Here is a 12626-nt window from a genome sequence, read left to right as displayed (position 1 = left end):
GACGCGGCGGACTCGGCGCTAACCTTCAACTCGCCCGTAGGCCCTTACCGGAAAGGTGCGAACCCGTGAGCCGTACCCGCGCCGCGCTGCGCCCCGTCGATCTGGCGCGCATGGCGGGTGTCTCCACCCAGCAGATCCGCAACTACGTCGACGCCGGCATCCTGCCCCCGGCGGCCCGCACCCCCGCCGGATACCGCAGGCTCGACGACCGCCACCGCGGAGCCCTGGTCACCTACCGCGCCCTGGTGCCGGGATACGGCCCGGAGACCGCCCGGGGCATCATGCGGGCCGTCCACGCGGGGGACGTCTCCCTCGCGCTCACCCTGGTCAACTCCGCTCATGCCGCGCTCCATGACCAGCGGCTCTCCCTCCGGGCGGCAGGCGAGGCGCTCGAAGCGGTCGCCGGGCAGCCCCCGGAGACATCGGCTCCGTCACGGTCGGGGCCGCTGCGCATCGGCGAGGTGGCCGCCCGGATCGGGGTGCGCACCTCGGCCCTCCGGGTGTGGGAGTCCGCAGGCCTGCTGAAACCGAGGCGGGACGCGGGCACCGGCTACCGGGTCTACGGCCCGTCCGACGTCCGGGACGCCCGGATGATCGACCTGCTGCGCCGGGTCCGCTACCCGCTGCCCCAGATCCGGCCCGTCCTCGACGGGCTGCGCCGCACCGGCGGCAGCGAGGCCCTGCGCACGGTCATCGCCCGACGGCACGAGGGGCTCGCCCAGCGCGCCGCGGCCATGCTCGAGGGCTCCTGCCGGCTGCACCACTACCTCACGGAGAATCAGCCGGCCGAGGACCGATGAGTTCCCGGGGCGGGAGCGGTCGGTAGGGGAGAACACTCCACCAGCGCAGGAGGTACCGATGGCCACTGACGGATTCACCACATGCCTGTGGTTCGACGGCCAGGCCGAGGAGGCGGCCCGGACGTACGTCTCCATCTTCAAGAACTCCAGGATCGGACGGATCGCCCGCTACACCGGGGTCGAGCCCGGCGGCCCGGCGGGGACCGTGATGACCGTCGAGTTCGAAGCCAACGGACAGAAGTTCGTGGGGCTCAACGGCGGACCGGAGTTCACCTTCAGCGAGGCCATCTCCTTCCAGATCCACTGCGCGGACCAGGAGGAGGTGGACTACTACTGGGCCAGGCTCTCCGAGGGCGGCGAGGAGGGTCCCTGCGGCTGGGTGAAGGACAAGTTCGGGGTGTCGTGGCAGGTCGTCCCCGCCGAGTTCATCGACATGGTGAGCGACCCCGACCTGGAGAAGGCCAAGCGGGCCACCGAGGCGATGATGTCGATGAGCAAGCTCGACATCGCCACGCTGCGCACGGCGTACGAGGGCCGGTAGCGGCGGCCGCGGGCCGGTCCCGTACGGCATCCGGCGCCGCCGGCGCCGTACGGGATCCGCGCCGCTGCCACCGCTACCGGCGGTGGGCCAGATCCGCGGGGTCGGTGTTGGCCCCGCAGAGGACCACCGCGACCTTCTCCCCGGGCCGCGGCCGGTGCGCACCGGAGGTGACGGCCGCGAGCGCGGTGGCCGCGGCGTGCTCCACCGCGATCCTGCGGTCGTCCCACAGGGCCTGCCGTGCCGCGACGATCTCCTCGTCGGACACCAGGACCGACCGCACCCCGTCCCTGCGGGCCCACTCCAGCGCGGTCGAGGACGCCTGGCGTGCCCCCAGCGAGTCCGCCGCGACCGAGTCCACCGGGACGTCGACCACCGCGCCCGCCTCCAGCGCGGCGTTCAGGGCGCGGCTTCCGCGCGGCTCCACGGCGACGACCCCGACGCCGTGCTCCAGCGCGGAGGCCGCGACACCGGAGAACAGCCCGCCGCCCCCGACCGCCACGACCACCGTGTCCAGGTCCGGCCGGACCGCGAGAACCTCCTCCATGAGGGTGCCCGCCCCGGCCGCGATCAGCGGGTGGTCGTACGCGTGCGACCGCAGGGCGCCGGTTTCGGCGGCGTACTCCTCCGAGGCCGCGAGCGCGTCGGCGTACTCGGTGCCCACCTGGTGCACATCGGCCCCGAGCCGGCGCAGCCGGTCGACCTTGACCACGGGCGCGGTCTCGGGGACGAACACCGCGGCGGGCGCGGAGTGCCGCGCCGCCGCCCACGCGCAGGCCAGCCCGGCGTTCCCACCGGAGGCGATCACGACCCCCGCGTCCGGCATGGCGCCCGCCGCGACATGGCTGCTGATGAAGTTGAACGCGCCGCGCGCCTTGAACGAGCCGGTGTGCTGCAGGTACTCCAGCGCCAGCCAGCCCTCCGCGGCGCCCCACGCCCCCGGGTCCACCGGGGCGAGCGCCACCGGCCGGATATGCCCCGCGACCCGCTGGGCCGCGGTCTGTACGTCCTGGTAGGTCATCACCGATACACCGTAACAACCAGCGGATACGCTGTAACAACCACTGTTACGCTGACCTCCGTGAGAAGCGAACGCGCGGAAGCCGACCAGCCCTCCCTGGACGCCATCGCCGAGGCGGCCCTGTCGATCGTCGACGAGGAGGGCCCCCAGGCGCTGAGCTTCCGGAGGGTGGCCCAGAGCCTGGGGGTCTCACACGCCACGGTCTTCCGCCGCTGCGGCGACTTCGACGGTCTGCTCACCGCGTGCGCCGACCAGCTGGCCGGGCGGGTGCCGCTGGTGGGGCGGGACACCGACTGGGCGACGGCCACCGAAGCCCGCTTCACCGGCTTCTATCAGGTGCTCATCGAGCACCCCGGGCTGGTGGCGCTGCGGGCGGGCCGGTCCTGGTTCGGCCCCCAACTGCTCGGCCGGCTCGTCGAGCCACAACTGGCGCACAGCGTCGCCGCCGGAATGACACCGCGGGCGGCGGTCGAGGTCTACCGGCGGCTGTATCTGCTGACGCTCGGCGCCGTAGCCTTCGTCGACCACCGGGACAGGAAGCGGGCGACGGCCTCCGCGCGCACCGCGCTGGCCGTACTGGACCCCGAGGACTTCCCGGTCCTCACCGGCCACCTCGACGTCGTCCTGCCCGCGCTGGCCGACCACGAGGTGTACTACGGAGCGCTGCGGCAGCTGATCGACGCCTCCGCGTCGGCCTTCCTGGGACGGTGACCAGCGCGCCCGCGGGGTGGGCGGGTGCCCGCGGGGGAGCGTCCACGGGGTGAGCCCGTGTCCGCGGGCCACAGTGTCCGTGGGCCATAGCGTCCGCGGGCCGCAGCGCCCGCGGGGCGGGCCCCGTGTGGGCCCGCCCCGCCTCGCGCCCCGGCGCGGCTACAGCGTCTGCTGCACCCGCTCCGCCACCAGCTTGATGAAGCGCGACGGATCGCTCAGCTCACCGCCCTCGGCGAGCAGCGCCATGCTGTACAGCAGCTCGGCCGTCTCCGCGAGACCGCTGTCGTCCTTGCGCTCACCGTGGGCCTTGCGCAACCCGCTGACCAGCGGATGGGTGGGGTTCAGCTCCAGGATGCGCTTGGTCTCGGGCAGCTCCTGGCCCATGGAGCGGTAGATGTTCGCCAGGGCCGGGGTGATGTCGAAGGTGTCACCCACGATGCAGGCCGGGGAGGTGGTCAGCCGCGAGGACAGCCGCACCTCCTTGACCTGCTCGCTCAGCGTCGTCGTCATCCAGGAGAGCAGCTCGGCGAAGTCCTTCTTCCGCTGCTCCCGCTCGGCCTCCGCCTCCTCGTCCTTCTCGTCCGTTGAGTCGAGGTCGACCTGCCCCTTGGCGATGGAACGCAGCTGCTTGCCGTCGAACTCCCGCACGGCGTCGACCCACAGCTCGTCGATGGGGTCGGTGAGGACGAGCACCTCGAAGCCCTTGTCCCGGAACGCCTCCATATGGGGCGAGCTCTCCACGATCGACCGGGACTCGCCGGTCATGTAGTAGATGTGCTCCTGCCCCTCCTTCATGCGCTCGGTGTAACCGCGCAGGGTGGTCGGCTGCTCGGCGTCATGGGTCGAGGCGAACGAACACACCTCGAGAATCGCGTCGCGGTTCTCCAGGTCGCTGAGCAGACCTTCCTTGAGAACGCGGCCGAATTCCTTCCAGAAGGTCGCGTAGCGCTCGGCGTCGGAGGACATGATGTCCTTCACCGTCGAGAGCACCTTCTTCACCAGCCGCCGCCGCATCAGCTGGATCTGGCGGTCCTGCTGAAGGGTTTCCCGCGAAACGTTCAGCGACAGGTCCGCCGCGTCCACCACGCCCTTGACGAAGCGGAGGTATTCCGGCATCAGCGCTTCGCAGTCGTCCATGATGAAGACGCGCTTCACATAGAGCTGCACACCCCGCTTGCGGTCCTGCATGTACAGGTCCTGCGGGGCGCGGGCCGGAATGAACAGCAGCGACTGGTATTCGAACGTGCCCTCCGCCTGCATGCGGATGGTCTCGAGCGGATTGTTCCAGTCGTGGCTGATGTGCTTGTAGAACTCGTGGTACTCGTCCTCGGTGACCTCGTCCTTGGGACGGGCCCACAGCGCCTTCATCGAGTTGACGGTCTCGAGTTCGGGCGCCTTCTCCTCGCTCCCCTCGGACGCGTCCGGCTCGTCCGACGCGTCCGGCCGGGCCGGGGGCTGGACGGCGGCCATCCTGATGGGCCAGGTGATGAAGTCCGAGTGCTGCTTGATGATTTCCCGGATCTTCCAGGGCGAGGCGTAGTCGTAGAGATGGTCCTCGGTGTCCTCCGGCTTGAGCTTCAGCGTGACGGAGGTGCCCTGGGGAGCGTCGTCGACCGGCTCGATGGTGTAGGTGCCCTCGCCGGTGGACACCCAGCGGGTGCCCTGGGTCTCCCCGGCGTGGCGAGTCACCATGGTCACCTCGTCGGCCACCATGAAGCTGGAGTAGAAGCCCACCCCGAACTGCCCGATGAGGTCCGCGGAGGCGGCCGCGTCCTTCGACTCCCGCAGCTCCTTGAGGAATGTGGCGGTGCCGGAGTTCGCGATCGTGCCGATGAGCTCCACGACTCCGTCGTGCGACATGCCGATGCCATTGTCGCGGACGGTCAGGGTGCGCGACTCCTTGTCGATCTCGATGGCGATATGGAGATCAGAGGTGTCCGCCTGAAGGTTCTCGTCGCGGAGCGATTCAAGGCGCAGCCTGTCCAGCGCGTCCGAAGCGTTGGAGATCAGCTCGCGCAGGAAGACGTCCTTGTTCGAGTAGATCGAATGGATCATCAACTGCAGAAGCTGCCGCGCCTCGACCTGAAACTCGAAAGTCTCGACCCCTGTAGTCACCTGTTTCCCCTCGTGAGATGCGTGTCGACGCCATCAAGCACAGGACGTCATCGGCAGTTTATCGAAGGTGAGGGGGCGCGGAGCGGCCTTCCGGGCGGATGACGGACGGCCGCTCTCGGGACGGTCATGGCCGCTCACGGGACACGGCCACGGTCGCGCGGGGGATGGTGCCGGGCCGCGTCAGTCGTCGCGGCGCACCGTACTCCAGTCCAGCGCCTCGGCGGCCTCACGCCGGATTTCCTCGGCCGCCTCCCGGGTCTCGGCGGGCACGTCGCCCTGCTCGGCCACGAGGCTGTCGTAGATCGGCGCGAAGCCGGCTTTGTCTGTCGCGGTCATGTTGGCGCACTTCCTTGGGTACGGATTCCGGGTCACGCTCCCGGCTACCCGATCCATCCAACAGGCATGCCGCGGTGTCGGTCACACGGGGGGCCCGCGGACCACCCACGACGGCGGTGGCCCGGGGCGGTCCGCAGGGGTCCGGCGCGGTGGCGCGCGCCGGACCCGTCGGTTCAGTGCCCGGCGGGCACCGGCTCCAGGACGAAGACCGGGATCTGGCGGTCGGTCTTCGCCTGGTACTCGGCGTAGTCCGGGAACGCCGCCACCGCGCGCTCCCACCACAGGGCCTTCTCCTCGCCCGTGACCTCGCGCGCCGTCATGTCCTGCCGCAGCGGGCCGTCCTGCAGCTCCACCCGCGGGTCGGCCAGGAGGTTGTGGTACCAGACCGGGTGCCTGGGCGAGCCGCCGAGCGAGGCGACGACGGCGTAGGTGCCGTTGTGCTCCACCCGCATCAGCGGGGTCTTGCGGATCTTTCCGCTCTTCGCGCCCCGCGTGGTGAGGACGACCACGGGCAGACCCCGCAAGGTCGTTCCCTCGGTGCCGCCGGACCGCTCGATCAGCTCGACCTGATCGCGTACGAACTTTTCCGGGCTCGGTTCGTACTCGCCTTGCAATGGCATGGTGTCCGTCCCCTTGTCGCTTTGTCGCTTGTGCGAAGTCTCGCCTGGCGTCTGTCTGTGCTCATCCTCAACACAGGGCGCCCGGGAGATCATTCCGACGGGCTCGGGCCGTCGGGCGGCGACGCGGGGGCGACGAGGAGGCGGCGAGGGGGGCGTCACGCCGCCAGGCGGCGTGGACCGGGGGAGGGGGTGGAGGGGCGGGATGAGGGGGTTTCCTTGTCGCCGTTCCGCTCCGCCGTGCGCTTCGGCTCATCGGAGGGCCGTCCCCGGGCGGGGAAGGTCAGGTCCGGTACGTCGACGACCGGCGGCAGATCGGGCGTGAGCGGAGAGTGCTCATTTCTGTCCATGGCGATCGGGTACCCAGCTGCGGCGCCCTCACCGCGCGAGACCGGTCACGGCCGGACACGGCGGACGGATCGCCGGTTCACGTCAGCGTTTGTCAGCGTTCCGGCCGGTCGGGGAGGGGCGGGGCGGCCGGTCGCGGACACTTCGGCGCCGGGCGTAGTGTCCACACCCCAGTGCCGTCTCGGTTCCGTCCCCCACGCACCGTGGGGGACGGAACCGAGACGGCACAACGGGAACACCGCGCGCTCGCCGCCCGTGGCGACACCGTCACGGCCGGTCCCGTCCCCGCCCGGCGGGTCATGACGCGGGCGAGGCGCGGATGTCGTGTCCGTCCGAGGTCAGACAGCGGCCCGTGGACAGGTCGTAGCGCCAGCCGTGCAGCGTGCAGGTGAGCACCTCGCCCTCGATCTGCCCGAACCGGCTCAGGTCCGCGCGCAGATGGGGACAGCGCCGCTGCACCCGCCAGCCGTCCAGCACGATGTCCTGGCCGTCGTCCTGGCAGGAGTCGTAGTAGTTCTCCACGTACTCGATGCGCTCCATGGACAGGCACTTGAAGAACACGTACAGGAACTCGTTGTAGGGCCCGATCCGGCTGGCGGTGAACCGCATCGACAGCAGCAGGCTGTTGGACCAGTCCACCTCGCGCCGCGCGATATTGGTGGCCACCAGGTCGGCCGAGGTGGACAGCGTGTAGCGGCAGCGTTCACCGTCCCAGAGGCGGACCTCCCGCGCGGGGAAGTCGATCACGATCGGCACCTCGCCCACATCCAGCCGCGCCGGGCCGCCGACGCCCGCGCAGATCCGGTCGGCCCTGGTCAGCAGCGGTTCCCACCACCGTTTCAGCTCGGTCAGCAGCCGCTCGCGGGGCAGCGCCGGGGCACGGGAGGCGCGCTCGGCGGCGAGCGCCGGCCGCTGCCGGCGGGCGAAGTCGCGCAGATACGCGCGCTTGTCGCCGAAGATGCGCTCGATCTCGTTGCCGGTGTAGCGGTGGGTGAGCTTGCACGCCGTGCTGTCCGGCTCCGCCACCGTGCCCGGCAGCAGCAGATGCGCCGCCACCTCCGGGCGGGCTCGGCCCAGTTCGCGCAGGAACTCCAGCTGGTCGACGAAGATGCTCTCGCCGTCCCGGCCGGTGCCGTTGTGGTCGAAGAGCTCGTCGTCGAGGAAGCACGGCGGGCCCGCGTTGGGGAACACGTGCTTGGCCCCCACCGCGTCGATGTAGCGCAGCGCCCGGTCGAACTGGCCCTGCCGCTTCCGGGCGGCGAACTCCTTCTTGGCGGACTCCGGAAGCTGGTACACCATCGGATACCAGATCGCGCCGGAGAACTGGACGAAGTACGCGTCCACCTCGCCGAACTCCCGGATCGCCGCGATGTCCAGCGGATGGGCGTCGTTCTGGTTGAGCAGCACGCTGTGGCCGTCGTCCAGCGAGAGCGCCGAGTCGCCGATGGGTCCGTCCCCGGGGCCGGTCAGCGCAGTGATCATGATGCGCAGGCCGTCGCGCTCGACCGGTGTGCCGGAGCGGGTGTGGAGGAAGTCGGTGAAACCGAGCGCCCTCAGCTCGCGTTCCAGCTCGTCGGTGGCGAAGGCCGGAAGCAGCACCGTGAGGTCCTTGCGCACGTTCCGGCGCAGGTTCTCCGCGTCGAAGTGGTCGCGGTGCAGATGGGAGACGTAGAGGTAGTCCGCCGCGCGCCCGTAGTGCGCCCAGTCCAGGTCGGTGTTGTCCGGGAACGGAAACCACGAGCCGAAGAAGGCGGGGTTGACCCATGGGTCGCAGAGCACCGACCCCGCCGCGGTTTCGATGAACAGCCCAGCATGCCCAAGTCCGGTCACGCGCATACCACAGCACCTCAACCCGGTCGGTGATGTCCGATGTCTCCACCGTGTCGGGGGTCGCGGCCGGGTGCATCCGCAACTGCGCTCGCCGGGTGGCGGACTGCGCCACCCGGGTCACGCGGGGGTGATCAGGGCCTGTGGGCCGTGGCCGGACCGGTGGCGCCGGTGGCCGCCGCCCGGCTTGCCGCCGTGGCACCCGGCACCCGTGCACGCTCTCGGCCTGTCCGCGCCGGTGTTCTGACGGCTGGACGTGGCCCCGCCGACCGCGACGGGGCTCGGCGGCCGTACCGGCCGGTGGAACCTGCGCCGCGGACGTCCGTCGGCGGGGGAGCCGGCCGTAACGAAATGATCTCTCCCTCTGGCGCCTGCGCACCGGATGCGCTGTCGTGGCGTGATGTCATCTCGCACCACCGGGCTCCGCCCCGCCACCGCCGCCCTCTGCGCCACCGCGCTGGCGCTGCTCACCGCGTGCGGCGGTGGCGGCGGGGACGAGGAGAGGAAGGGCCGCGGCGGGGCCGGCCGGAGCACCGGCTCACCCGTCGTCACCCCCACCGCGACCGCTCCCGTCGCCCGTGGCAGGGGCAGCGCGCTCCCCGACGACCTCAACGGCGACGGCCGCCCCGAGCTCGGCATCCCGCTCCCCTCCGACGAGACGCTCGGCGGCCTGCGCCGGATCGCCTTCGTGTACGGCTCGGCGAAGGGCGTCGACCCCGCCGTCCGCACCGTGCTCGGCCGCGCGGACCTCGGCCTGCCCACCGGCGCCGGGTGGGTGGACCGCGACACGGGCGAGATGCGCTCGGTGACCACCGCCGACCTCGACGGCGACGGCTTCGCCGATGTGCTCGCCACCGCCACCAAGGAACGCGATCCGGCCGGTGCCGACCGCGTCCACATCGCCACCCAGACGCTGCCCTACATCACCTGGGGCGGCCCGGAGGGGCCGCGCCGCGGGGCCCCGGCCACCGCGCTGCGGCTCACCGATGCCGACGACGGCCTGGCAGGGCCCCGGCCGCTGACGGTAGGTGACTTCAACGGGGACGGCCACCACGACGTGGCCGCCGTGCGCCAGGGCGGCAAGGACTTCCACGTGCTGTACGGCCCGTTCGGCCGCGACGGCAGGGCCGCCCGCACCGCGACGTACGCCGATCCGCTCGGTCCGAGCGGCCAGATCGAGGGGCTGTACGCCGACACGATCGACGGCGACCGGCCCACCGATCTGGTGGTGCACGCGCAGGGCGACGACGACCAGATGGAGTCCGCGCTCCTCAGGGCGGGCCCGGACGGCCTCGCCACCACCGGCCGCACCCTCCGCAAGGGCAACGCGATCGCCTTCGGCGACTTCGACGGCGACGGGAAGCGGGATGTGGCCGTCGCCGACACCGGCACTCGCAACGACGAACCGGGCTACGGGACCGAGCCCCCGGACGTCGACCACTCGGTGAGCGTGTACACCGGGCGCGCGGCCGGAACGGCCCCTTCGCCGATCAGGATCCCCGCGCTGGGCGGCGAGGTCCTCGCCGCGGCCGACACCGACGGCGACGGCACCGACGAACTGGCGGTCCCGCTCAGCACCGGCGGCATCCAGCTGCTGACGATCCGCCCGGACGCCCCCGGGGAGATCGCCCACCGCCGCACCCTGGACCGCACCGTGCCGGCCCGGGTGGACGGCCTCGAGGTGCCGGGGAAGCAGCGCGCCGTCAAGCTCTTCGGCGCGGGCGACTACGACCACGACGGCACGGACGAAGTGGTGCTGGCCTGGGGGCCGGGCCCGCTCTTCGCGCGCTACGGGGAGAAGCCGCGGCGGTTCTGGGTGACCGACGGCACCGACGACGAGGTGGTGTTCACCAGCGCGCCCTACGGCGACGGCGCACCCTGACGCGCGGCGCGCCGCCGGACCCGTTCCGTTCGTCGCGGCCCCCTCCACCGAGCCCGGCCGACGCCCTACTGTGGGCGTGAGCCGGCTGGTGAGGGGGTGGCGGATGACGGCGGGGGAAACCTCCGGCGGCGATCGGCACGGGCACGGTCCGGGGCGGGGAGCGCCCGGGGGGCGGACCATCGGCGGCCGGTACGAGCTGCGCGGACGCCTGGGCGCGGGCGGCATGGGCCTGGTGTGGGACGCCCACGACCTGAGCCTGGACCGCCCGGTCGTCCTCAAGGAGCTGCGCGTGGGCGCCGATCCGGACCCGCAGGCGCGGGCGCGGTGGACCGCACGCATGCGCCGCGAGATCCGCGCCCTCGCCGGGGCCGGGAACGCGCATCTGGGCGCCGTCCACGACCTGGCCGTGGACGGCGACCGGATCTGGATCGTCATGGAACGCCTCGAACCGCGTTCGCTGGCGGCCCGGCTCGACGAGGGGGACGGGCGGCTGTCCGTGCCCGAGGCGGCCCGGACCGGCCTGGAGGTCCTGCGCGGACTGCGCGCGATGTACGCGGCGGGAGTGGCGCACCGGGACGTCAAACCGCGCAACATCCTCTTCCGTCCGGACGGCGGTGCGGTCCTGGTGGATCCGCTCGGCCTGAACTTCGTGGCCACCGGCCGGCTGATGGAGGAGGACGCGCTGGTCGGCACACCCGCCTACATGGCGCCGGAACGCCTCACACATGCGTCCGCCCCGGCGACCGGGGAGGAGATGCTGAAGGCCGACCTGTGGTCACTGGGCGTGACCCTGTACGAGGCCGTCGAAGGCGTCGCACCGTTCCGCGGGGCGACGGTGGGCGAGACGGTCGGCGCGGTCCTGCGCGCCTCGCCGCCGCCCATGCGGTACGCGGGCCCGCTGCGGCCGCTGATCGAGGCGCTGCTGGCCAGGGACCCGGAACGGCGGCCGACGGCCGAGGAGGCCGAGGCGCTGCTGGACGCCGTGGCGCGGGCGGACCACGAGCCGGTCCGTGCCGCCCCGGGGGCCGCGGCGGAGGCCGCGGCGGTGACCGGGACGGTGACGATCGGGGCGGCGGCCACGCGGGCGCGGGCCGTGGGCGTCGTCGGGGCGCTCGCCCCGGTCGCCGTCGTGCTGGGGGTCCTCCTCGCCGTGTCGGGGGCGGTGGTCCTGCCGTCGCTGCGCCCGGGTTCCCTGGAGGACCTGCCCGGATGGCTGGTGCCGGGATGTCTCGGCGCGCTGTGGCTGGGGCTCGCGGCGCGCGGCTTCGCGTCGGCCAGGCGACGGGACCGGCGGGCCCGATGGCTCGACGCCCTGAGCGCGGATGCCGGGGAGACGGCCGGCCACCGGCCCGCCGGGCCCTGGCGGGCGCTGCGCGAGGGGTACCTGGCGGCGCTGGCGGTCCCTCGGCCCCCGGCGCGGCGGATCCGGCTGCCGGTGGAGCGTGAGATGGAACGGGACATGGCCGGCCTCCTCGCCGCGCTCGGCCCGCCTCCGCCACGGACCGCGGCAGCGGACCCCGCACCCCGTCCGGACCGCCCGGGGGAGGCCCCGTGACCGAGAACGCGAACGAGGACCCCACGCTGGGCGGCCCCCAGGACACGGTGGTGCCCTGGGGCGACCGGCTGCCGGTGGAACAGGCCAAGGAGTGGGAGGCGGTCCGACCCGGCACGGTGGACTGGATCCTCACCGAGCTCCAGCGGGAACGGGAGCACCGCCGCCGGATGGAGTGGGTGCACACCGGACTCCAGGCGTTCGGCTCGCTGCTGGGCGCCGGAACGGTCGTCGGGTACATCTGGGTGGCCACCTACTTCCTCGCCCATGACGCCGCCACGCAGGGTGCGGCGATCCTTGGCGGGGGTACGGCCGCTCTGGTCGGGGGGTTTCTCGGTAAGCGTTACGGTGACCGGCGCTGATCCGTGCCGGTGGCCGCGGGTCGTCCGGGGCGCGCGCCGCGTTCACTACGCGGTGCGGGGTGTGAGCCGGACGCCGCCGCCCCCGGGAGCGGCGGCGGCGTCTCGACGCCCGACCACGTCGTGGCGTACGCCCGGAGCTTCGGACCCGGTCTGGCGGTCGTCGTGGTGGGGTTCGCCGGGCTGCTGTCCACGCTGACCGTCCGGCCGCTGCGCCGGCGCCGCCGAGGCTACTCCACCGGGTGGGGATGAGCCGGCGGCGTGATGTCCCCGGGCGGCAGCGCGCACACCGCGACGCCCCGTTCGAGGAGGCTGCCCAGTACCAGCAGGCCGCCGGAGACACACGCGCTCGTGGCCATCCGGTACCGGGCCCGGCGCCGCACCAGATGGCGGACGACCCGGCCGTCGGGCCCGATGGCCAGGGCGCGCACCGTGGGCCGCGGACGCGGACGGAGCCCCGCGACGACAGGCGCCGCCGCCCCGCGGAGCGCGGCGGGCGCGCGGTGCAGCAGATCCACGG

At 72.7% G+C, this 12626-nt stretch carries 12 protein-coding genes and 1 pseudogene; 6 read left to right on the top strand and 7 right to left on the bottom strand.

Annotation, left to right across the window (positions count from 1 at the left end):
- The first annotated feature begins 65 nt into the window (after window positions 1–65).
- Both AXW62_RS05630 and AXW62_RS05625 read left to right on the top strand, forming a co-directional pair.
- Window positions 66–800: a MerR family transcriptional regulator gene (locus AXW62_RS05630; RefSeq protein WP_060943516.1), complete on the top strand. Its 735-nt coding sequence runs from the start codon at window positions 66–68 to the stop codon at window positions 798–800.
- Between the two features lie 58 nt (window positions 801–858).
- A complete protein-coding gene (locus AXW62_RS05625; protein ID WP_060943515.1) occupies window positions 859–1341 on the top strand; it encodes a VOC family protein in 483 nt (160 codons plus the stop codon).
- Window positions 1342–1414: 73 nt separating this feature from the next.
- On the opposite strand, the gene AXW62_RS05620 is transcribed toward AXW62_RS05625, so the two are convergent.
- Window positions 1415–2359: a serine/threonine dehydratase gene (locus AXW62_RS05620; protein ID WP_060943514.1), complete on the bottom strand. Its 945-nt coding sequence runs from the start codon at window positions 2357–2359 to the stop codon at window positions 1415–1417.
- Between the two features lie 60 nt (window positions 2360–2419).
- Between AXW62_RS05620 and AXW62_RS05615 the strand changes: the two genes are divergently transcribed.
- The gene (locus AXW62_RS05615) at window positions 2420–3070 is read left to right on the top strand and encodes a TetR/AcrR family transcriptional regulator (RefSeq protein ID WP_060943513.1); all 651 of its coding nucleotides are present in this window, start codon (window positions 2420–2422) and stop codon (window positions 3068–3070) included.
- A gap of 159 nt (window positions 3071–3229) precedes the next feature.
- On the opposite strand, the gene htpG is transcribed toward AXW62_RS05615, so the two are convergent.
- From htpG to AXW62_RS05600, 5 genes are all read right to left on the bottom strand, one after another.
- A complete protein-coding gene (htpG, locus tag AXW62_RS05610) occupies window positions 3230–5125 on the bottom strand; it encodes a molecular chaperone HtpG (RefSeq protein ID WP_244502852.1) in 1896 nt (631 codons plus the stop codon).
- Window positions 5126–5365: 240 nt separating this feature from the next.
- Window positions 5366–5521, bottom strand: a complete 156-nt coding sequence (locus AXW62_RS44365) for a hypothetical protein (protein WP_164502473.1) — start codon at window positions 5519–5521, stop codon at window positions 5366–5368.
- A gap of 173 nt (window positions 5522–5694) precedes the next feature.
- Window positions 5695–6141, bottom strand: a complete 447-nt coding sequence (locus tag AXW62_RS05605) for a nitroreductase family deazaflavin-dependent oxidoreductase (RefSeq protein ID WP_060943511.1) — start codon at window positions 6139–6141, stop codon at window positions 5695–5697.
- 155 nt (window positions 6142–6296) lie between these two features.
- Window positions 6297–6488 (bottom strand): hypothetical protein, encoded by a 192-nt coding sequence (locus tag AXW62_RS43775; RefSeq protein WP_159060818.1) that lies wholly within the window; start codon window positions 6486–6488, stop codon window positions 6297–6299.
- 295 nt (window positions 6489–6783) lie between these two features.
- A complete protein-coding gene (locus AXW62_RS05600; protein ID WP_060943510.1) occupies window positions 6784–8322 on the bottom strand; it encodes a Rieske 2Fe-2S domain-containing protein in 1539 nt (512 codons plus the stop codon).
- 391 nt (window positions 8323–8713) lie between these two features.
- Between AXW62_RS05600 and AXW62_RS05595 the strand changes: the two genes are divergently transcribed.
- From AXW62_RS05595 to AXW62_RS05585, 3 genes are all read left to right on the top strand, one after another.
- Window positions 8714–10195 carry an FG-GAP repeat domain-containing protein gene (locus AXW62_RS05595; protein ID WP_252368508.1) on the top strand — a complete coding sequence of 494 codons (1482 nt, stop codon included), beginning with the start codon at window positions 8714–8716 and terminating at the stop codon, window positions 10193–10195.
- Window positions 10196–10298: 103 nt separating this feature from the next.
- The gene (locus tag AXW62_RS05590; protein WP_060943508.1) at window positions 10299–11750 is read left to right on the top strand and encodes a serine/threonine-protein kinase; all 1452 of its coding nucleotides are present in this window, start codon (window positions 10299–10301) and stop codon (window positions 11748–11750) included.
- Entirely contained in the window at window positions 11747–12109 is a 363-nt protein-coding gene (locus tag AXW62_RS05585) for a hypothetical protein (RefSeq protein ID WP_060943507.1), read from the top strand. The genes AXW62_RS05590 and AXW62_RS05585 overlap by 4 nt, the downstream gene beginning before the upstream one ends.
- 227 nt (window positions 12110–12336) lie before the next feature.
- Here the strand turns inward: AXW62_RS05585 and AXW62_RS05580 are convergent.
- Window positions 12337–12626 (bottom strand): annotated as a pseudogene (locus AXW62_RS05580) (SMP-30/gluconolactonase/LRE family protein); the annotation flags it as partial.

Source organism: Streptomyces hygroscopicus subsp. hygroscopicus, from assembly GCF_001553455.1.
In the GTDB taxonomy this organism is placed as follows: domain Bacteria; phylum Actinomycetota; class Actinomycetes; order Streptomycetales; family Streptomycetaceae; genus Streptomyces; species Streptomyces hygroscopicus.
The sequence above is the reverse complement of the archived record's forward strand: the minus strand, read 5'-3'. Positions and strand labels throughout refer to the sequence as shown.

Coding starts and splice junctions, on each gene's coding strand:
- AXW62_RS05625 (WP_060943515.1), top strand. CDS start 859: ATGGCCACTGACGGATTCACCACATGCCTGTGGTTCGACGGCCAGGCC.
- AXW62_RS05620 (WP_060943514.1), bottom strand. CDS start 2,359: ATGACCTACCAGGACGTACAGACCGCGGCCCAGCGGGTCGCGGGGCAT.
- htpG (WP_244502852.1), bottom strand. CDS start 5,125: ATGATCCATTCGATCTACTCGAACAAGGACGTCTTCCTGCGCGAGCTG.
- AXW62_RS44365 (WP_164502473.1), bottom strand. CDS start 5,521: ATGACCGCGACAGACAAAGCCGGCTTCGCGCCGATCTACGACAGCCTC.
- AXW62_RS05605 (WP_060943511.1), bottom strand. CDS start 6,141: ATGCCATTGCAAGGCGAGTACGAACCGAGCCCGGAAAAGTTCGTACGC.
- AXW62_RS43775 (WP_159060818.1), bottom strand. CDS start 6,488: ATGGACAGAAATGAGCACTCTCCGCTCACGCCCGATCTGCCGCCGGTC.
- AXW62_RS05600 (WP_060943510.1), bottom strand. CDS start 8,322: ATGCGCGTGACCGGACTTGGGCATGCTGGGCTGTTCATCGAAACCGCG.
- AXW62_RS05595 (WP_252368508.1), top strand. CDS start 8,714: ATGTCATCTCGCACCACCGGGCTCCGCCCCGCCACCGCCGCCCTCTGC.
- AXW62_RS05590 (WP_060943508.1), top strand. CDS start 10,299: ATGACGGCGGGGGAAACCTCCGGCGGCGATCGGCACGGGCACGGTCCG.